This window comes from Paracrocinitomix mangrovi, assembly GCF_019740355.2.
Lineage (GTDB): Bacteria > Bacteroidota > Bacteroidia > Flavobacteriales_D > Crocinitomicaceae > Paracrocinitomix > Paracrocinitomix mangrovi.
Map to the genome: position 1 here is coordinate 1,912,217 of NZ_CP091819.1, position 20,165 is coordinate 1,932,381.

Consider the following 20,165-nt stretch of genomic DNA (forward strand, 5'->3'; position numbering starts at 1 on the left):
AATACAAAACTCCTTTTTAATTTGCACCTTTATTTCAAATGGGTTTGACCTATCAGATAAAAAATATCATTGAAACCGACCGAATTTTAATTAAAAAATTAGAGTACGAAGAGGTTGATGTATCTGCCATTGATACTACTATTTTTAATGAGAATGAATTAAAAAAATATCAGTCATTTATTTCTGATAAACGCCGAAGAGAATTTTACTTTACTCGTGTTCTGCTTAAATCCTTTAATGTAGATTGCTTTATTGAATATCACGAAACAGGAAGGCCATTTATTAGAGGTGGACACATTGGAATTTCCCACTCAAGAAATACCGTAATAATAGGCTATTCTGAACATCATATAATTGGGTTAGATATTGAATATTATAATCCTAAAATCCACCGCATTAAACACAAATTTCTTGCAACGCTTGAGAAAGAAAGATTTGACACAGAAAATGAAGAGATTCTAACTTTACTTTGGAGTTTAAAAGAAGCTATTTATAAACTTGAGGATATTCCCGGTCTATTATTTAAAGAACATATTGTAGTTCAATCACTCAGTCATAGAGGAAAAGTATTGGTAACCAAAAATAATATGCAACACGAATATCTATTTGATTACCTGATTTTCAATGAATTTGTAATCACATATTGCCAGTTGGTTAAAAACGAACTTAACTAACTCACATTCAATTAAAAAATAATTATTTGAAGATAGTTTGTATTTTTAGGCTTATGAAAAGGCTACTGATTGCTACATTTTTCATATTACCCTTATTTCCAACCCAGCTATTCGCTTGTGAGCAATGGGTTCAAATTGCTAGTTTTCCTGCTGCAGCAAGACATAGAGCAACAGCATTTGTCGTTGGCAATAAAGGCTATGTAGGTGGTGGTCATATCAATTCACTGTTTGAAGTAATTCATGAAGATTTTTGGGAATATGATCCCGGATCAAATACCTGGACTCAAATTGCAAACTTTCCCGGAGGAAAAAGATATCATTCAGTAGCATTCACGATTGGTGATTATGGATATGTCGGCTGCGGAGAAGGTGAAAACAATGATTATTTCAATGATTTCTATAGATACGTACCCGGATTGAACATTTGGCAACCTATCGCTAATTTTCCCGGAACACCGAGAAGAGCAGCTACGTCTTTTGTAATTAACAACAAAGGCTACGTAGGAACCGGACAATCTGACTTTGGATACGAAAACAACTTTTACAGATATGTACCAGGAACAGATTCATGGGAAGTTGTTGCCAATTTTCTTGGTGAAGCCAGATCTTCAGCAGTTGGTTTTTCTCACAATGGCAAAGGTTATGTGGGTACCGGCCACATTTTTGGTGACGACACAAAAGATTTTTATGAGTATGATCCGGATTTAAATCAATGGACTCAAAAAGCAGATGTTGGAGCAATATATAGACAGGATGCTACTGGATTTGTCTTAAATGGTTTTGGATATATAGCCACTGGTAATGATGTAGAGGGTGACAATGATTACAAAGATGTATGGAGATACGATTTTAATACGGATACCTGGACTCAAATAGAAGATTTTTGCGGTGCGCCTAGACGATATATGGTATCATTTGTCTTAGGTAATGTTGCGTACGCAGGAGGCGGAACTGATGGAACCAACCTTAACGATTTTTACATGTTTAATCCACTTTTATCGGTAGATGAAACTGAAGCAGTTACTATCAAAATATTCCCAAACCCATCTAGTGATTTAATTGAACTAAATTTTTCAAAAGATCACAATGATATTAAAGTGTATAGTCTAAGTGGCAAATTAATGTTTAGTGGTTCAGACATTTCGGACAAAGTTGTTTTTAATAAAAAGGATTTTGGAGCAGGAACATTTATTTACCAGATTACCCAAAATGATGAATCTGTGCATATTGGAAAATTCAGCTTTATATGAGTCCAAAATTGAGCATATCAAAAAACAAAAAGCAACTGGCAATTTTAATTGATCCTGAAAAGACACAGTTTACAAACTCAGAAAATGATCTTATAAAAAAGATTAATCTCCTGTCGCCGGATTTCATTTTTGTTGGAGGTAGCACTGTTACAAAGGAAGAATTAAAAAGCTGCATTGCCTTTTTGAAAAATAATTCAAACATTCCAATAATTATTTTCCCTGGTTCTCATCAACAAGTGGATGAAAATGCAGATGCAATTTTGTTTCTGTCATTAATCTCAGGTAGGAATCCTGATTATTTAATTGGACATCAGGTTCAAAGTGCCAGAACAATAAAATCCATGGGGATTCAAACAATATCAACTGCCTACATGCTTATAGATGGTGGAAAAAATTCTTCCGTAGCATATGTAAGTCAAACAACGCCTATTCCTAGTGATCAAATTAGTATCGCCGTAGATACTGCAGTGGCAGGAGAAACAATAGGATTTGAAGTAATATTTATGGATGCAGGTTCAGGAGCTATACAACCGATTTCTCCTCAAATGATCGCTTCCGTTAAAATGAATATTAATATTCCCTTGATAATTGGGGGAGGTGTTAGAACTATCGAAGATCTTGAAAACGCTTATAAGGCAGGTGCTGATTTGGTTGTAATCGGCAACAAAATTGAAGAAGACGACAACTTTTTACTTGATTTAGTAATTTATAAAAAAGAAATCCAAACCTTCAATGAAGAGAATGCGTAGAAGAAATTGTGAAACAACTACTTAGTATACTACTCTTGTCAATATCTTTTGTTGGATTTAATCAACAATTGAGTGATCCCATAGTTTCTTATGAATCTGGATATTATAGCTCAGACATTACAGTAAACATTTCTCACCCCGACCCTGACGCAACTATTTTTTACACACTCAATGGAAGTGAGCCTAATCCACAAAGTCCCATCTACAGTGGTCCGATCACAATGGGTTCAAAAGCAGGAGTACCTGATAATTTTGCATTAATTCCTACTAACCCATCTCTCACCTATCCAATTGGTGATTATACAGAAAGTAGAGCCAACAATAGAGGATGGTTACCTCCTTACAGTTCTGAAATCTACAAATTCAACATTTTAAGAGTCAAAGTTTACAAAGCGGGCTTTGTTCCTTCTAATGTGGTGACAAAAACCTTTATTATAGACCCGGCTGGTGCATCACTTTATTCTTTTCCTGTTGTTTCCTTTGTCATGGATAGTATTGATCTTTTTTCCAATAGCACTGGAATATATCATTACGGATTTAATGCCAATTACACACAAAAAGGACCTCTATGGGAAAGAGAGGCTCATATCGACTATTTTGATACTCAAGGAAATTTAGAGTTCTCAAGAAATGTCCGCACAAGGATTCACGGTGGTGGTAGTAGACATTCAACCAAAAAAACTTTTAGAATTTATGCAGAACATGATGGCTACTCCAACTTCGATTATGAGTTTTTTCAAGATACCGAACAAAAGAAATTCAAAAGAATGCTGATTAGAACAGGAGGTCACAGACCAGACTGTTTTCCAAGAGATAATTTAACCAATTCCATCACTAAAGGACTAGATGTTGAACAACAACATTTTAGACATGTTATAGTATTTATCAATGGTGAATATTGGGGGATTCACTCCATGAAAGAGCGAGTTGACAAATACTTTATCCAAAATATTTATGGCATTGATGATGATGATTTGACCATTTTAGATCAGGAATTTGATGTACAGGATGGATCGGCCGCAGACAGCTTGGAAATGTCAGGAATAGAAGCGTTTGTGGACAATGGAGATATGAGTGATCCTACAAATTATGAATGGGTAACAGATAGAATAGATATAGACAATTACATAGACTATATGGCTGCCGAAATCTTTTTAAGTAATGAAGATTGGGTGTACTCAAACATAATGCTATGGAGAAAATCGGGAAGTTATTCACCAGGTGCCGGAGCAGGATATGATGGTAAGTTCAGATGGATATTTTATGATTTTGATGGTGCCTATGGAGGGTCTTGTGACAATGCATATTACACGGCCAACACACTAGAAAGTGCTACTGTAGAAACAGGAATCTATTCAACTTATACCCGACTTTTTAGAGGTCTTTTGGAAAATGAAGAATTTAAAACAAGTTGGATTAACAGAGTTTCTGATTTGATGAATTCTCATTTTAGAGAAAATGTAATGGTGGAGAAAATAAATGCCTTCTATGATGAGTTGACTCCAGAGATGCCACAAGAAATTGATAAATGGAGATATCCATCTTTAGCAACAACATTAGCTGACAGAAGCAATGAAGTGCCTAATATGACACAATGGGATACTACTTTTTATTATTTAAACAGATTTGGTACCAGAAGACAACGTAAAATAAGAGAACACATCATGGATAAATGGGGTTATCCAGACACAAGTAAAGTTACAATTGACGTAAGTAATGTTGCTCATGGAAGTGTTAAAATAAATACTATCCAAATCAATTCGCTTTTGCCTGGCGTTGATGCCAATGTATATCCTTGGACAGGTATGTACATTGATTCTGTGACCTGTACTTTAATTGCTATTCCACAACCGGGTTATGAATTTGTTGAATGGCAAGAAACAGGAGAAACTAATGACACTATCAATTGGGTACCGAATGGAGATGTCTCATATACAGCCATTTTTCAGGCAGTCGCAGATTATCAACCAGTTGTAATTAATGAGGTAATGCCTTCAAATAGTAACAACATTGCAGATAATTTTGGAGAACATGATGATTGGTTAGAATTGTACAACCCTAATAGTTATGCAGTTGATTTATCGGGATGTAGATTGAAAAAGGACACTTCAAATTGGATCATTCCAAACGGAACTGTGATCGCTGCAGATGGATATTTGTTGTTTTGGCACGATAATGAAGAATATCAAGGTGCAGATCACACAAGTTTTAAGTTAAACAATACTACTAAAACAGTCTATTTGTATGATCAACAGGACAACATTATGGACCTTGTAATTTACCCTGAAACGACAACTGATTACAGTTACGGAAGATATCCAAACGGCTCAAGTACTTTTGAAACATTTACTTACCCTACTCCAAGAGAAAACAATAATATCAGTACAGTTGAAAGTCCTGAAGAAATTTCATCATTGCAAGCTTTTCCAAATCCATCCAACGGTATTTTCCATTTAAATAAAGCTGTAAACTACAGTACCTATTCACTTGATGGAAAATTGATTCAATCAAAAGAAAACTCGAATCAAATCAACCTAATAGGTGAAACCAAGGGAGTTTATATTTTGAGAACGGATAAAGGTGAAACCATTAAAATTGTGCTTCAGCCGTAATGCGCCATCTTATAATATTCATATGGCTCTTTCCAGCTTTTTGCTTTGGTCAAAATTTCACTGAAGTAATTAAAGCAGTTGCTGCTGACAGAGATGTAGATGACAGATTAGGTTATGCAGTAACGATTGATGGTAATTGGGCTGCAATTGGCGCTTACGGTGATGATTACAGCGCAGTTGACCCAAACATGGGATCGGTTTACATTTTTGAACAACAAGGTTTAAACAATTGGGTGCAAGTGCAAAAGCTTTCTGCGTCAGATCAGGGAGATTATGACCGATTTGGTTGGTCTGTTGATATGCATGAAGACTTTTTAATAGTTGGAGCATATGGTGATGATGAAGATGAAAATGATGCTAATTATTTATCTAAAGCGGGATCGGCTTATATTTTCAAAAACATCAACGGAACCTGGACAGAAATGCAGAAAATAGTTGCATCAGACAGAGATGCAGATGATGAATTTGGATGGTCGGTTGCGATTTACGATTCTACTGCAATTGTTGGCGCTCATATTGAAGATCATGACCCGGCAGGAAACAACTTTAAGTACCACTCAGGATCAGCCTATGCGTTTGAATTAGGAACCAATGGAATTTGGACCGAAACTCAAAAAATTTGTGCGACAGATCGCTGGGTAGATATGAATTATCCCAATGGATATTCAGGTGAAGATTTGGCTGATCAATTTGGAGGAAGTTTGGATTTGTGGGGAGATTGGTTAATTGTAGGTGCTCATCATCATGACTATGCCACCACTTCTCCTTTAACTGGAGCTATGTGGAGCTCAGGAGCAGCTTATATTTTTGAAAGAACCGGTTCAAGTTGGACTCAAGTTCAAAAAATCCAAAATTTTGACCGTGAACCGTGGGATAGATTTGGTTATGCCGTAACAATTGATTCAAATATGATAGCGGTTTGTGCTTATTCAGAAGATGAAGATACAGATGGTGTCAGCAATCCTTTAACCAACCCGGGGTCTGTATATTTATGGGAAAGAGATGGAGGAGGAAGTTGGAATGCTATTCAAAAAATTGTTCCTAATGATCGCTCATCAGGAGATCATTTTGGATATTCATTAGACATAGATGATACTCTTATGATAATTGGTTGTCACTCTGATGATCATGATGAATTTGGAGCAGATGTTAAAGATGACGCAGGATCAGCTTATGTATTTGAAAAAAATGGTGGAGTTTGGTCGCAACTTCAAAAACTAGATGCTTCAGATAGAGTAACGGGAGATGATTTGGGAATAAGTGTGGGAATATCGGGATATTCAATATTAGTTGGAGCACAGTACCAAGACTTTAATACTGTTGCGGCTGATTCATTAGAAGATGCAGGCGCAGCCTACTTTTACAGCAATAACCTATGCCCTATTTTGGCAAGTAGTATTACAGCTACAATTTGCTCAGGAGATTCTTATCAGGTTGGTCCTTATTCACATGACACAAGTGGGATATTTGTAGATGTCATTCCTAGCGTAGCTGGATGTGATAGTACTGTAACCTTAGATTTAACAGTTGAAGATGAAATGATAACACATGTAAATGCCAGCATGTGTGATGGTGGGACATATTACGTTTTTGGATTTCCAACTACCGTTCCAGGAAATTACAGCTATACGCTAACTGCACAAAACGGATGTGACAGTGTGGTGATTACCCATTTAACTATGGATGCACCAATTACAAATGAACAATGGGTTACGATATGTTATGGAGACAGTTATACGATTGGATTGAACACCTACACTGAATCAGGTACTTATGAAGATGTTGTATCAGCCACCAACTTTTGTGATTCAACCATAACCACTCACTTAACAGTTGAGCTACCACTTGACAAAAGCATTAGTCAAAGCATCAGTATGCTTACAGCAAATGAAGACAATGCGGACACCTATCAATGGTTCAATTGTGACACAAATCTTCCAATAAGTGGAGCAACAAACCAAACATTTTATGCCAGTGAAGTAGGAAACTATGGTGTGATTGTATCTAAAAATGGTTGCTCAGACACCTCTGCTTGTGTTTATGTTAGTTGGATAGTTGCCAATACAGAAAATCAAATTTTAGATCAAAACCTAAACATTTATCCAAACCCGAGCAATGGTCAGTTTTACTTTGAATTAAATGATGACAATCCTAGCGGAGCAATTAACATATATGACACTAAAGGAGCATTAATTCAACAAGTGAATATTGTATCTAAAACAACTGCAATAAACCTGTCTTTATCAGGTGTTTATATCGCAGAAATCAATACCGGATCAGGTATTATCAGAAAGAAAATTGTGGTGCAATAAAAAAAGCGACTCGAAAGCCGCTTTATCAACTACAATTTTAACATTACCCTACCCAACCAATTAATACCGGCTTGAGGATAGTAAAAGTTCTCCTGAATATATTCGCCTCCGTAATAATATCCCCAGGTATATCCATTGTTGGCATAAAGGGTATTAGTGAAGTTGTTGATAGCAACACCCAGGACAATCTCTTTAAAAAACTTGTCTTTGATAGTATAATCTACTCTGAAATTTGAAATGAAATATGATGGAATCATTCTGTTTTCATTAGAAGTATTATCCAGGTATTGATCATCTACATATTTACCTAAGACGGTAAGATGTAAATTTTTAATTGGCTCATAATCTAATCCTAATGAAGCTATCATATTTGGTGAAAAAGCCAGATCTGTATTAGTATGTTGGATTTCAATTTGCCCGCCATTGTCATAATCATCAACGTACTCAGTGAAGTTTGGAATTTTATTCATGCTGTATGTAAAGTTTCCTGATAAGCTTAGGTTTTTCATTAAATACACACCTCCTTCAATTTCCAATCCGGCACGGTAGCTTCTGCTAACATTTGTTCTGGTATAAGATCCAACATCATTTACCTGACCGGTTAAAATCAACTGATCAATGTAGTGCATGTAGTAAAGATTTGCATTTAAATAAGCCTTCTTTAATTTCATTCGGTAACCTGTTTCAATATTATGCAACTGCTCTGGATTTGGTTGTTGTGAAGGAGGACTCTCAACGAAATCTCCTCTTGTAGGTTCTCTATTAGCCATTGCATAAGAAGCATAAAAATTGTGCTTGTCATTTAGATCATACATCAATCCGGCTTTTGGATTTAAAAACAAATAATTCACCTTTTGATCTAAACTGATAATCTCACCATAAGATTCATCTACACCTTCAAATTGATAATCAATATATCTTATTTGAACGTCTCCAAAAAATGTGAATTTCTTTAACTCATAAGTAGCCTTTACATAAGATGAAACATCTACTTTAAAAGCATCAGTTTGGTAATATTTGTCTTGGTATTGCGAATTGGATGCAAATTCTGACCAAATAATCTCACCATAATGCAATCCTGTATAAGCATTTCCAGCTCCACCCCAGGTAAAATCAAATCCCTTTTTATTATTGTAATTCAAAGCAAACACAGCACCCGAAAAATGATTATCCAACCATCTTCTTCTGATAATATCGGTTGTAGTGATGGTATCTCCTCCTATAAATAGAGAATCTAAACCATAAGTTGCCAGATCATCATCTGCTTTGTACTGCTCATAATATCCTTTACCTCTTGTATAATGACCTGCTATAGACAAATTTAAATTCGGTGAGATAGACTGCATAAAATGCAATTGATAATGATCTTGCCCGTAATTGTCTACTTCGTTTTGATAAGTATAGTAGTTATAAGTACGACCTGAGTTTAAAAGATTATCTCTGTCATCTCCAAAAATCCAATTTCTATCAGCATATGCCACAACATCTTCTTGCGTTCCAAAAACCACAGATTCAGGTGTACCCCACCATGCCTGATAGGTTCTTTCTCTACCCATAAAAACATTGGCTTTAAGCATGGCTTTTTTACCCACCCATGCTACCGAGGAATACAAAGATTTTAAGTTAGATGAAGCGCGATCAATATATCCATCAGATTGGATGTTAGACAAACGCATGTCAAAGGTGAACTTATCATTGATTAATCCTGAACCCACTTTTAGTGAGTTTTTTAGGGTATTAAATGAACCGTAACTATTATCCAAAACACCGTAGGCTTTTTTATTGATGTCGTTCGTTTCAATATTAATAGTTGCTCCAAAAGCAGCTGCACCGTTTGATGAAGTACCCACACCTCTTTGAATTTGAATATTATCCACAGAAGATGCAAAATCAGGCATATTTACCCAGTAAACTCCATGAGATTCTGAGTCATTAATAGGAATACCGTTAATAGTAACGTTAGTTCTTGTTGGATCAACTCCTCTGATTCTGATTCCGGTATAACCAACTCCTGCACCCGCATCTGATGACACAACAGTTGAGGGCGTACTTCTGAAAAGAAAAGGAATATCTTGTCCAAAGTTTTTCTTTTCTATTTCTTCTTTATCAATATTGGTATAAGTTGTGGGAGTTTTTTCTCCAGCTTTTAAAGCCGTTACAATCACTTTATCCGTCATGTATTGCGCTTCTTTCATAACAAAGTTCAGCTCTACATCTTTACCTGTAATGTCAACTTCCTCACTAATAGATTCATATCCTACAAAAGTGATTAACAATTGATACTTCCCATCCTGGAGACCGGTTAGTTTAAAAGTACCATCAGATTCGGCAAGGCAACCTTTGTAAGTGTTCTCTAATTTCACTTTTGCTCCTGCAAGTGGACTTCCGTCCGATTGTTTAACAGTACCTGAAATACTGTGTTGGGCTATGGAAAGAGGGACCGAAAATAATAAGGCCCCAATCATAGCAATTAATCTTGTTTTCATTTAAAACAATTTAACAAGACAAGGGGCTAATTCTTGGGAATTAATAATTAGTTGATGTCATCATTTTCCTACGCAGGTATGAGCCTGATCAGGTCAATGGGTATAATCTCAGCCCACTGATATTAGTGGACACCCCTTATGAGACTTTCTTTCGAAAACGTCACAAAGGTATGTTATTGAAATTAATTGTTGCAAATGAAAACGGAAATGTTTTCAATTAAAGGTTATCTATTGCCTTAATTGCCTGATTTAATCTTTGATTATGATCTCCCTCAATAATGATGAAACGACGTCCTGAATCGGCTAGTTCAGTTAAGTATTTTTCAAATAACTCATCTCTATCATTGGGATTTTCTCTTAGACCATCATCTTCATATGGGATATCAGGTTTGCAAAGTAGATACAAATCAAACTCCTGCTCTTCCCAAAGTTGCTCAATATATGGACTACAGGATCCATATTTGTATTCAGACCAAACTTTCATTACCAGCATTTCTGTATCTGATAACAATAAGTCTGTTCCATTTAAAGCACAAGTTGCTCTTAATTGACCTTCGGCTATTTTATCCAAATCTGTTTGACTATAATTGCCATCAGTTTGATCTAAAAAAGTGCGCGCGTACTCAGCTACCCATTTAACACCATAATGACGTGCCAATTGTTCTGTCAACGTTGTTTTGCCCGAGCATTCTGCTCCCGTTATTGCAATGCGCTTCATGCAGTTTGAGAATTAAATTGTTTGCGCCATGATATCCATCCAAACACAGCAATAATTGTAAAAATCAAAAACAGTAAAGAAGAAAGATACAAGCCTCTTCCACTATACAAGAAAATAGACACCAGATCAATTACCACCCAATACCACCAGTTATTCAACACTCTTCTGGTAACCATAAAAGTTGCTGCCAAGCTAAAAACAGTCGTAAAAGCATCAGTAAAAGGATTTTGTTGATCTGTATACCATGCGAAATATCCACCCAACATTAAAGCCACAACAGCACTAGCAACAATATTTATAGCATGATATTTAATGGGCCATTTAATAATGAAACCCTCATCCTCTTGTGAATGATACCAGGTAAACCATCCAACAATTGCCATAATCACATAAAACAATTGTAAAAAGGACTCCAGGTAAAGTTGAGCTGAAAAACACAAATAAACATAAAGTATGGAACTGAAGAGAGCGAATACCCAGCACCAAATATTTTTGCGAGCAGCCAATATTACGTAGATAACACCGGTTACCACGGCAAACCACTCAAAGATGGTGGTAGCCAAAATATTCAGCCACAATTCTGCAAACATTTCCTTCACGGTTGCAAAGATTCAAGTTTTTTCTTTAACTCGCTCAGCAATTCGACATTTTCAATGTAAAATCCGCTTAATCTAATATTTGAGATTTGCGACAGTACATTCAGGTCCACTACTTTCAAATAAATTGGAATATTGATGCTTACTATCATCCAGCCGTAAGCCGGTTTTATGGGAGACAATCCTTCCAGTTCATTTAAATTCTCTCCTGTCCAAATAACGGCGTCTGCTCCAGCATTTTCTGCATTTAAAGCTTCTCCAAAATTATTGACATGCTGAACTTTTCCAATTTCATCTACAGAAATAAGCTCGGCATCAAGGACAGAATCATTTACTAAGAATTTGTAGTCAGGCATTAAGCGTCAAGAATTTCATCATTTTCAACCGGTCTATTAGCCCAGGGAGTAAATGAGATGACCAAGGTACCTATTTGCAATAAAATATCTGCATATAACAGCAAATTGTAGTGAGCAATATAATATTGACGCATCACCAAAGCAGTTGCCAAAACAGCCATACTCAAAAAGAAAAGTCTTTTGGCAATTGGATGATTTGAAATAGGATCTTTTGCAGTTGGTTTCATAAAACCATAAACCACTTTCAAAATAACGGCAGATCCAATTATGGCTAAAAAATGAACGATTTTAAGTTGCAATAAAAAATCAAGCAGGTTGAGCATATTTAGCATAAACCCAACTCCACCTGCTATCATTAGTGTATTTAATAAATGATATGGAAACCTCTCATTCATTTTTAGGCGTATGTTGCCTTTGGTGATATTCTTTTAAAATCCTTGTTAATCTTTGCCATTCTGTACCAACTTGAGAAACACCGATAACGCCACCCATGTATCCTTTTTCATTTTTTCTAATGCGCAAAATCACTAAATCTCCTTCATCAAAAATGGTCACTTTCCAAACAAAATGTTTGTGAAAAGCACCTAATAAAAAACGAAGAACTTTGCTTCCTCTGTGATACTCTCCATTTTGGTTGTTACCTACTTTGAGGATATATTTTTCTTTCCCTAAAAAGGTTTGTACTTTTTGCGCCAAATCTTCTTTGGTTGTATTTTCAAATGGATATGTGGCTTCGTTTTTATCAATTTTAACAGCCCATACTCCGACAGCTTCAATACCGTCATCTAAAACTTCTTCAGACATAATATTAATTTAATGAATGATGAAAAGTAACAATTAAAAATGATTGATCTTTAATCCCAGATGCGTTCTTCTACCAAATGCACTGATTTTCCGAAGAATAGTTTGGATGTTTCTTCAAACGAAGAAGTATAATCTGAAACGATAAATTGATCTTTACCTTCAGGTTTATCGGCTTCTAACCCTTCTTTTTTAAGGACTTTTTTAGTGAATTCTGCGACAACAGATGCCGAGTCAATTACTTCAACATCACCTTGAAAAAAGTGTTCTACTTCACTTTTGATAAGTGGATAATGTGTACAACCCAAAATCAATGCTTGAATATCCTGAAGATTTTTAGCCGACAGATATGAATTGATAATAGTTTGTGAGATATTGTTGTTAAAATAACCTTCTTCAATCATTGGCACCAATAATGGAGCTGCCACTTGAGGAACCTCCAATGCAGGATTTTTCTTTTTAATCTTTCGGGGATAAATTCTTGACTTAATAGTTCCCTTGGTAGCCATCACAGCTACTTTTCCGGCATCAAATTTTTCAGCGCAATAATTAACAGTTGGATTAACCACATTGATAATCGGAACCTTTGGGTAAAACTTTCGCAATTCGGAATAAGCATGAGCTGAAGCCGTATTACAGGCAATAACTATTGCTTTACACCCCTTTGATAGTAAAAACCCAGTTATTCGCTTAGAATAGGCTCTAATTGATTCCTTGGACTTATCACCATAAGGCAAGTGAGCCGTATCTCCAAAATAGATGATACGTTCATTTGGCAAAGCTTCTTTGATGGCTTTAGCTACGGTTAATCCACCAATTCCAGAATCAAATATTCCAATGGGTTTGTTGTTCATGATTTAAATGTAATCCAAAAAACAAAAAACCCTGACATTTTAATTAAATATCAGGGTTTAAAATATTATTCGATTAGTTTTTACTCAAATCTGTGAACAGGATTTGCATTATCCATTTCTAAAAGCTTTGATCTTACTTCATTAGTAATATCTTTTCCTTCAGGTCCTGCAAACAACAATTGCTGATCTGCATCAAAAACATAAGTAATTCCATTTTTCTTTGCAATCTCACTAACAGCATCTCTGTACATTTCCATCAACTTCATCAAACGCTCTTGTAAAATTTGCAACTGATTTTGCGTATAAATTTCCAAATTCTGCATATCCATTTGCTTTTTTTGAAAATCTGAACTTAACATATCAAGTTGGAATCTATCAGCAGTAGTATCCGCTTCCATTTGAATACGCTCCATTTGTTTTTGGATATTTTGATATTGCTTTTGCGCCTCTGCGTTAATTTTCCCCTCTTCTTTTACCAAATCCTTGTATGATTGAATACTATCTAAAACTTCAGCACTTCTTACATGAGCAAATTTTAAATCCTGTGCGTTAGTTGTGAAAGCACCTAATGTGAATATGGCAATAAATGCAATTATTATCTTCTTCATTTTTCTTTGTTTATGTATCTCTTAATTTCTATTATCAACTTTGATGCCCATTTTTATTAACACCTGTCTTGAGATGTCATATTTAGGGTCTGCAAAAAGCAAATTAGATTGATTTGCCTTGTCAAACACAAAGGCAAAGTTTCTTTCCTCTGCAATGGTTTGAATAGCTGTATAAATCTGATCCTGAATAGGTTTAATCAACTCTTCTCGCTTCATAAAAAGATCTCCACCTACTCCAAATCTTTGTTTTTGTAGTTGTTTAGCCTCAGCTTCCAACTTATTAATTTCTTTTAGTCTTTGGTTTTTTATCTCTTCCGGTAAAAGGATTTTTTCTGCCTCAAACTCTCTTCTCTTTTGATCTACCAAATTGAATCTATCTTCAACTTCTTTTAACCAAAGCTCAGTTAACCTATCCAATTCAGTTTGTGCCTCTGCATATTCAGGAATGTTGTCCAAGATAAATTGGGTATCAACATACGCGTAACGTTGAGCAGAAGCCAAATTAGAAAGGCCTAAAAACAATATTAATATTCCTAATGCTTTTTTCATATTTCCAATAACTCACAAATCTTGACTTTATTTCAAAATCAATGAGTTTTGAGGCTGCGAATTTAACAATAATCCACTAATGCCAAAAAATCAATTATAAATCTCCAATATTCATACCAATAATAGGGAAGAAACCGAAAGCATATCCTTTAGGATTAGTTCCAGGATCATCAGCCTGAGCCGCTCCTGCAGCTCCCGGATCCAGTGGATCAAATCCCCAGGCAAAATCAACTCCTAACATACCAAACATTGGTAAGAAAACCCTAACACCTGCTCCTGCTGATCGCTTGACATTGAATGGGTTAAAATCTGTAAATCCGTTATACGTATTTCCTGCTTCAGCAAACAACAATGCATAAATAGTTGCATTCGGATTCAATGACACAGGATATCTTAACTCAACGGTATACTTTGAAATCACTGTTCCACCAGTAGTTGGAGAAACCGGACTGGTTCCGTTGTATCCTCTTAAAGCGATAATTTCTCTACCATCAAACTGCCATGTACCATTTAAACCTGATCCTCCTAAATAGAATCTTTCAAATGGTGAAACACCTCTTGCATTGTTATAAGCCCCCAGGAATCCAAATCCGAACTTGGTCATCAAAACCAAAGGATTCTTATTTCTTGTCAATGGCGTATACCACTCACCTGTAAATTTGATCTTGTAATATTCAGCATATTTATATCTCTCTTGATCAGTTTGCGTTGCGTACTCAGCATCAGTAACACCGTTAAACACAGAATAAGGCAATGTAGCTTTTGTAGTTAAAGTAAATTTGGATCCACTTTTTGGGAAAATTGGTTGATCAATTGAGTTTCTTGTCAATACCATTTTAAGTGAAATGTTATTTGAATAACCATCAGAGAAAATGAAATAACTAGAGTTTCTCAAATCATAATACTGATAATTCAACTCACCATAAATCTGGAAATAATCATCCGGCCATTTTAATCTTGATCCTAAACCAACACCTACCGAAGTTATTGAAGTTTGTTGATAAGCAGCATCTGTTTTAGCTAATGAATTTGACAATAATGAATGCGAACCAAAAACAGTCAATGATCTTGGTTTTCTTCCACCTAACCAAGGCTCAGTAAATGAAAGGTTGTAAGATTGATATCCTCTACCGTAAGTTTGACCTCTGATACTTAACCTTTGTCCATCTCCCGCCGGAAGAGGTTGCCAAGCTCCTTTTTTAAAGAAATTTTTTGTAGAGAAATTGGTAAATGACAATCCTAAAGTTCCAATTAACCTTCCTGCACCATATCCACCCGACAACTCAATTTGGTCAGATGATTTTTCTACAACATAATACTCGATATCAACTGTTCCATCTTGCGGATTAGGAATAGGGTTAACATTAAATTGCTCTGGATCAAAATAACCAAGGTTTGCCAACTCTCTTTGTGTTCTAATGATATCATTTCTATTGAACAAGTCACCCGGCTTGGTTCTAATTTCTCTTAGAATTACATGATCATTTGTTTTAGTGTTTCCGTAGATATAGATGTTTTTAATTCTCGCTTGTTTTCCTTCGTTAATTCTGATCTCGTAATTAATTTCATTTTGATCATTGATATTCATCTCTACTGCCTGAACATTGAAAAACAAGTAACCTCTATCCATGTATAAAGAAGTGATATCTCTTCCATCAGGTGACATGTACAATCTTTGCTCTAATAAAGACTTATCATACAATTCACCTTTTTTAATTCCCAGAATAGTATCTAATTGCCCGTCAGTATATTTAGTATTCCCTACCCAAACAATATCACCAAAATAGTACTCATCACCTTTATCAATCCACATTTCAATTCCCAGATTACCGTCTTCCATTGTATAAACAGAATCTTTGATAATTTGTGCATCTCTTAACCCAATTGCATTATACTTTTGGATAACAGCTATTTTGTCTCTTTCATAAGCTGTTTCATTAAACTTTGATCTACTAAAAATTCGCATGACACCTTTTTTCTTGGTATCATCCATTGCTCTTCTTAATCCAGCATCAGAAACAGATGTTCTAACTTTAAGATTTTCTATAAAAGACTTTTTCTCGTCCTTTTCAACTTCATTGTTATGGAAAGTGATGTGATCAATTTTAACTCTTTGTTTTTTGTCAACCAGGATTTTTAATGACCTTGTTTTGTATCCATTTGTATCAACAACTTCAACAACATCAATATCTGCATTTAAAAACCCCTTTTCCTGGTAAAAACCTCTAACTTGATTTTCGGTGTTTCTTTTCAGAGATTCAGTAATGGTCATACCAGCACTTAAATCAATTGCTTCTCGAATTTTATTAGCCTCACTATTTGAAACATTTTCACTAAAACTATAGTCTTTCAATTTGGGTAATTCATCTAATAAAATGTACAAGAAGATATCACCTGTTAATGGATCAATGTGTGTATACCCTATTTCAACCTTGCTGAATAGACCTTGATCCCACAATTTTTTAATAGCTGATGTAATATCGTCTCCCGGAACCGTAATTTCTTTACCCACTTCCAATCCGGCAATTAATCGGATGGCATCATGATTAAGATTATCCACATTTTCAACCTTAACCTGAGCAATAGTATGTTTACTAGGACTTAAATAAGTTGGATTTTGACCAATTTGCGCATTTGATACTGACGCAACTAAAATTGATATTACGAGAAATAAAGATTTAAGCTTCTTCATTGGCTTTGTTTATTTGTTCACTTACCATTCCAAATCTTCTTTCCCTGTTTTGGTAATCATAAATCGCCTGATAAAAATTCTCTTTTTTAAACTCAGGCCAAAATATTGGTGTAAAGTGCAATTCGCTATATGCTAACTGCCACAATAAAAAATTGCTGATTCTCAACTCACCACTGGTTCTTATCATCAATTCAGGATCGGGAATTCCGGCTGTAAAAAGATGATCACTTACCATTTGGTCAGAAATATCAGACAATTCAATTTCTCCTTGTTTATATTTTTCAGCAATTTGTTTTATTGCCGATTTGATTTCAAATTTTGAACTGTAATTCAAAGCAAGAATTAGACATGTTCCTTTATTTGATTTGGTTCGTTCAATGGCATTCTTTAATTCTTGATTACACTTGGTAGGCAATTCATCAATATTACCAATTGCATCTAACCTAACATCATTTTCATTTAAAGATTCAATTTCATTGGCAATTGTTGTCACCAATAAATCCATTAAACCATCTACTTCTTCTTTTGGTCTATTCCAGTTCTCAGTTGAAAAAGCATAAAGCGTAAGATATTTGACCTTTATTTCAGTAGCTGCTTTTAAAGCTTCACGCACAGATTCAACACCCATAGCGTGGCCAAACAACCTCATTTGTCCTTTGGATTTTGCCCAACGACCATTCCCATCCATAATGATAGCCACATGCTCAGGAATGTTATTGATATCTAAACGGTCTTTTACGCTCATTTTATTGATGGCACAAAAATGCGTGTTTTTTTTTATTATGCAATGGGAATAGAACGCAGATGACTATTATTCATTGCTTATTTAACAAGGTTTAACTTTATTCAAACTGTAAAACACAGCTTCAAAAAGGGATTTAATTTCACAAAAAAGCCCAATTCACTGAGGGAATTGGGCCTTTGATAATTAAATTGTAGATATTGTTACTCCGCTAACACCATCACCTTGTTATCTTTTACTTCTATCACACCACCTTTGATATCGAAAGTAAAAACAGGGTCATTGCTGTGTTCAACGTTGAATTTTCCTTCTTTTTCTTCTCTGTTCTTGTCCACAATCTGCTCAACTTTAACAGTTCCTTCAGCCAATCCTGAAATCATTGGAGCGTGATTACTCAACACACCAAAAGAACCATCAAGTCCCGGCAAAATCACTTGTTTGATTTGCCCTTTGAACAACATTGCGTCCGGAGTTATAACTTCTAATATCATATTGATATTTTTTAGTTTTCAGCCAACATCTTCTCTCCAGCTTCAATTACTTCATCAATTGAACCTTTCAAGTTAAATGCAGCTTCTGGATATTTGTCAACTTCACCGTCCAAGATCATGTTAAATCCTTTGATTGTATCGTTAATATCAACCAAAGCACCTTTTAATCCTGTAAACTGTTCTGCAACGTGGAATGGTTGAGACAAGAAACGTTGAACACGTCTTGCTCTATGTACAACCAATTTATCTTCTTCAGACAACTCGTCCATACCAAGGATGGCGATAATATCTTGAAGTTCTTTATAACGTTGAAGTGTTTCTTTTACTCTTTGAGCACATCCGTAATGATCTTCACCTACGATTTCTGGAGTCAAGATTCTTGAAGTTGAATCAAGAGGATCCACCGCTGGGTAAATACCTAATGAAGCAATTTTTCTTGACAATACTGTAGTTGCATCCAAGTGGGCAAATGTAGTTGCCGGAGCCGGGTCAGTTAAGTCATCCGCAGGTACGTATACCGCCTGAACTGAAGTAATTGAACCGTTTTTAGTTGAAGTAATACGCTCTTGCATAGCACCCATCTCAGTTGCTAATGTAGGTTGGTACCCTACCGCAGATGGCATACGTCCTAATAGTGCTGACACCTCAGAACCTGCTTGCGTAAATCTAAAGATGTTGTCTACGAAGAAAAGGATATCATTTCCTTTTCCTTCACCATCACCATCTCTGTAGTACTCAGCCAAAGTTAATCCTGAAAGCGCTACACGAGCACGTGCTCCTGGAGGCTCATTCATCTGACCAAATACGAATGTTGCTTTTGAATCTTTTAGTTTTTCCTGATCGATTTTTGAAAGATCCCATCCTCCTTGCTCCATATCATGCATGAAGTCATCACCGTAAGTGATAATTCCAGACTCTAACATCTCTCTCAACAAATCGTTTCCTTCTCTTGTACGCTCACCTACTCCGGCAAATACTGAAATTCCTGAATAAGCTTTTGCGATATTGTTGATCAACTCTTGAATCAATACAGTTTTACCTACACCGGCTCCACCGAACAATCCAATTTTACCTCCTTTTGCGTAAGGCTCAATCAAGTCGATTACTTTAATCCCTGTAAAAAGTACCTCAGTTGAAGTTGATAAATCTTCAAATCTTGGTGCTTCTCTGTGGATAGGCATACCATCTGCTTTATCAACATTTGGCAAACCATCAATTGAATCACCAATTACATTAAACAATCTTCCTTTGATCGCTTCACCTTTAGGCATTTTGATAGGAGAACCAGTTGCTACTACCTCCATACCTCTGGTAAATCCATCAGATGAATCCATTGCTATACTTCTTACTTGATCGTCACCAATGTGTTGCTGTACTTCTAAAACAACTTTTGATCCATCAGTTTTTGTAACTTCCAATGCATCCATGATGTTAGGAAGTTCAGTTCCTTTATCAAATGTGACGTCGATAACAGGTCCAATAACCTGTGAAATCTTTCCTTTAATGTTAGACATTATCTACAACTTTTAATGTGCGTGTTCAATTTTCGGGTGCAAATTTAGTGCATTTTACATTTACTGTCCGAATTTGTTGAAAGTTTTTTCCATAACTTTGGACCGAAGTACATTTTTAGCTTGTAAAAAAGGCCATTTTTAAGACAAGCGACTAAAAATGA

General features: G+C 35.6%; 18 protein-coding genes and 1 riboswitch. Of the genes, 5 read left to right on the forward strand and 13 right to left on the reverse strand.

What is annotated here, in order from left to right; genetic code table 11:
- Positions 1–38: 38 nt before the first annotated feature.
- The 5 genes from K6119_RS08600 to K6119_RS08620 are packed head-to-tail and all read left to right on the forward strand — an operon-like array spanning position 39 to position 7,597.
- Complete coding sequence (locus K6119_RS08600; protein ID WP_221838266.1) at positions 39–674, forward strand: 4'-phosphopantetheinyl transferase family protein; 636 nt, start codon at positions 39–41, stop codon at positions 672–674.
- Positions 675–727: 53 nt separating this feature from the next.
- A complete protein-coding gene (locus K6119_RS08605; RefSeq protein ID WP_221838268.1) occupies positions 728–1,924 on the forward strand; it encodes a Kelch repeat-containing protein in 1,197 nt (398 codons plus the stop codon).
- Complete coding sequence (locus K6119_RS08610; protein WP_221838271.1) at positions 1,921–2,673, forward strand: phosphoglycerol geranylgeranyltransferase; 753 nt, start codon at positions 1,921–1,923, stop codon at positions 2,671–2,673. Before K6119_RS08605 ends, K6119_RS08610 begins: the two co-directional genes overlap by 4 nt.
- A gap of 8 nt (positions 2,674–2,681) precedes the next feature.
- Positions 2,682–5,285, forward strand: coding sequence for a CotH kinase family protein (locus tag K6119_RS08615; RefSeq protein ID WP_221838274.1), 2,604 nt, complete (start codon positions 2,682–2,684; stop codon positions 5,283–5,285).
- Positions 5,285–7,597 carry a T9SS type A sorting domain-containing protein gene (locus K6119_RS08620; protein ID WP_221838277.1) on the forward strand — a complete coding sequence of 771 codons (2,313 nt, stop codon included), beginning with the start codon at positions 5,285–5,287 and terminating at the stop codon, positions 7,595–7,597. The genes K6119_RS08615 and K6119_RS08620 overlap by 1 nt, the downstream gene beginning before the upstream one ends.
- 29 nt (positions 7,598–7,626) lie before the next feature.
- Here the strand turns inward: K6119_RS08620 and K6119_RS08625 are convergent, their stop codons facing one another.
- The 13 genes from K6119_RS08625 to atpD form a co-directional block, all read right to left on the reverse strand.
- On the reverse strand, positions 7,627–10,083 hold the full coding sequence (locus K6119_RS08625; RefSeq protein ID WP_221838280.1) for a TonB-dependent receptor: 2,457 nt from the start codon (positions 10,081–10,083) through the stop codon (positions 7,627–7,629).
- Positions 10,084–10,131: 48 nt separating this feature from the next.
- Positions 10,132–10,230: riboswitch (TPP riboswitch) on the reverse strand.
- A gap of 70 nt (positions 10,231–10,300) precedes the next feature.
- A complete protein-coding gene (locus tag K6119_RS08630; protein WP_221838283.1) occupies positions 10,301–10,801 on the reverse strand; it encodes an AAA family ATPase in 501 nt (166 codons plus the stop codon).
- Positions 10,798–11,391 carry a nicotinamide riboside transporter PnuC gene (pnuC, locus tag K6119_RS08635; protein WP_221838286.1) on the reverse strand — a complete coding sequence of 198 codons (594 nt, stop codon included), beginning with the start codon at positions 11,389–11,391 and terminating at the stop codon, positions 10,798–10,800. Before pnuC ends, K6119_RS08630 begins: the two co-directional genes overlap by 4 nt.
- Before the next feature lie 5 nt (positions 11,392–11,396).
- A complete protein-coding gene (locus K6119_RS08640) occupies positions 11,397–11,753 on the reverse strand; it encodes a hypothetical protein (RefSeq protein WP_221838290.1) in 357 nt (118 codons plus the stop codon).
- Positions 11,753–12,148 carry a hypothetical protein gene (locus tag K6119_RS08645; protein ID WP_221838293.1) on the reverse strand — a complete coding sequence of 132 codons (396 nt, stop codon included), beginning with the start codon at positions 12,146–12,148 and terminating at the stop codon, positions 11,753–11,755. Before K6119_RS08645 ends, K6119_RS08640 begins: the two co-directional genes overlap by 1 nt.
- Positions 12,141–12,557: a hypothetical protein gene (locus tag K6119_RS08650; protein ID WP_221838296.1), complete on the reverse strand. Its 417-nt coding sequence runs from the start codon at positions 12,555–12,557 to the stop codon at positions 12,141–12,143. Before K6119_RS08650 ends, K6119_RS08645 begins: the two co-directional genes overlap by 8 nt.
- 50 nt (positions 12,558–12,607) lie before the next feature.
- Entirely contained in the window at positions 12,608–13,408 is an 801-nt protein-coding gene (gene murI / locus K6119_RS08655; RefSeq protein ID WP_221838298.1) for a glutamate racemase, read from the reverse strand.
- Positions 13,409–13,488: 80 nt separating this feature from the next.
- On the reverse strand, positions 13,489–14,016 hold the full coding sequence (locus K6119_RS08660) for an OmpH family outer membrane protein (RefSeq protein WP_221838301.1): 528 nt from the start codon (positions 14,014–14,016) through the stop codon (positions 13,489–13,491).
- A gap of 21 nt (positions 14,017–14,037) precedes the next feature.
- Positions 14,038–14,565, reverse strand: coding sequence for an OmpH/Skp family outer membrane protein (locus tag K6119_RS08665; protein ID WP_221838303.1), 528 nt, complete (start codon positions 14,563–14,565; stop codon positions 14,038–14,040).
- A gap of 94 nt (positions 14,566–14,659) precedes the next feature.
- Positions 14,660–17,257 carry a BamA/OMP85 family outer membrane protein gene (locus tag K6119_RS08670; protein WP_221838305.1) on the reverse strand — a complete coding sequence of 866 codons (2,598 nt, stop codon included), beginning with the start codon at positions 17,255–17,257 and terminating at the stop codon, positions 14,660–14,662.
- On the reverse strand, positions 17,244–18,002 hold the full coding sequence (locus K6119_RS08675) for an isoprenyl transferase (protein WP_221838308.1): 759 nt from the start codon (positions 18,000–18,002) through the stop codon (positions 17,244–17,246). Before K6119_RS08675 ends, K6119_RS08670 begins: the two co-directional genes overlap by 14 nt.
- 200 nt (positions 18,003–18,202) lie before the next feature.
- Positions 18,203–18,490, reverse strand: coding sequence for a F0F1 ATP synthase subunit delta/epsilon (locus K6119_RS08680; protein ID WP_221838311.1), 288 nt, complete (start codon positions 18,488–18,490; stop codon positions 18,203–18,205).
- An 11-nt stretch (positions 18,491–18,501) separates the two neighbouring features.
- Entirely contained in the window at positions 18,502–20,004 is a 1,503-nt protein-coding gene (gene atpD / locus K6119_RS08685; protein ID WP_221838313.1) for a F0F1 ATP synthase subunit beta, read from the reverse strand.
- Positions 20,005–20,165: the final 161 nt, after the last annotated feature.

Coding starts and splice junctions, on each gene's coding strand:
- K6119_RS08610 (WP_221838271.1), top strand. CDS start 1,921: ATGAGTCCAAAATTGAGCATATCAAAAAACAAAAAGCAACTGGCAATT.
- K6119_RS08630 (WP_221838283.1), bottom strand. CDS start 10,801: ATGAAGCGCATTGCAATAACGGGAGCAGAATGCTCGGGCAAAACAACG.
- K6119_RS08645 (WP_221838293.1), bottom strand. CDS start 12,148: ATGAATGAGAGGTTTCCATATCATTTATTAAATACACTAATGATAGCA.
- K6119_RS08660 (WP_221838301.1), bottom strand. CDS start 14,016: ATGAAGAAGATAATAATTGCATTTATTGCCATATTCACATTAGGTGCT.
- K6119_RS08640 (WP_221838290.1), bottom strand. CDS start 11,753: ATGCCTGACTACAAATTCTTAGTAAATGATTCTGTCCTTGATGCCGAG.
- K6119_RS08650 (WP_221838296.1), bottom strand. CDS start 12,557: ATGTCTGAAGAAGTTTTAGATGACGGTATTGAAGCTGTCGGAGTATGG.
- pnuC (WP_221838286.1), bottom strand. CDS start 11,391: ATGTTTGCAGAATTGTGGCTGAATATTTTGGCTACCACCATCTTTGAG.
- K6119_RS08600 (WP_221838266.1), top strand. CDS start 39: ATGGGTTTGACCTATCAGATAAAAAATATCATTGAAACCGACCGAATT.
- K6119_RS08680 (WP_221838311.1), bottom strand. CDS start 18,490: ATGATATTAGAAGTTATAACTCCGGACGCAATGTTGTTCAAAGGGCAA.
- atpD (WP_221838313.1), bottom strand. CDS start 20,004: ATGTCTAACATTAAAGGAAAGATTTCACAGGTTATTGGACCTGTTATC.
- K6119_RS08665 (WP_221838303.1), bottom strand. CDS start 14,565: ATGAAAAAAGCATTAGGAATATTAATATTGTTTTTAGGCCTTTCTAAT.
- K6119_RS08625 (WP_221838280.1), bottom strand. CDS start 10,083: ATGAAAACAAGATTAATTGCTATGATTGGGGCCTTATTATTTTCGGTC.
- K6119_RS08670 (WP_221838305.1), bottom strand. CDS start 17,257: ATGAAGAAGCTTAAATCTTTATTTCTCGTAATATCAATTTTAGTTGCG.
- murI (WP_221838298.1), bottom strand. CDS start 13,408: ATGAACAACAAACCCATTGGAATATTTGATTCTGGAATTGGTGGATTA.
- K6119_RS08675 (WP_221838308.1), bottom strand. CDS start 18,002: ATGAGCGTAAAAGACCGTTTAGATATCAATAACATTCCTGAGCATGTG.
- K6119_RS08605 (WP_221838268.1), top strand. CDS start 728: ATGAAAAGGCTACTGATTGCTACATTTTTCATATTACCCTTATTTCCA.
- K6119_RS08620 (WP_221838277.1), top strand. CDS start 5,285: ATGCGCCATCTTATAATATTCATATGGCTCTTTCCAGCTTTTTGCTTT.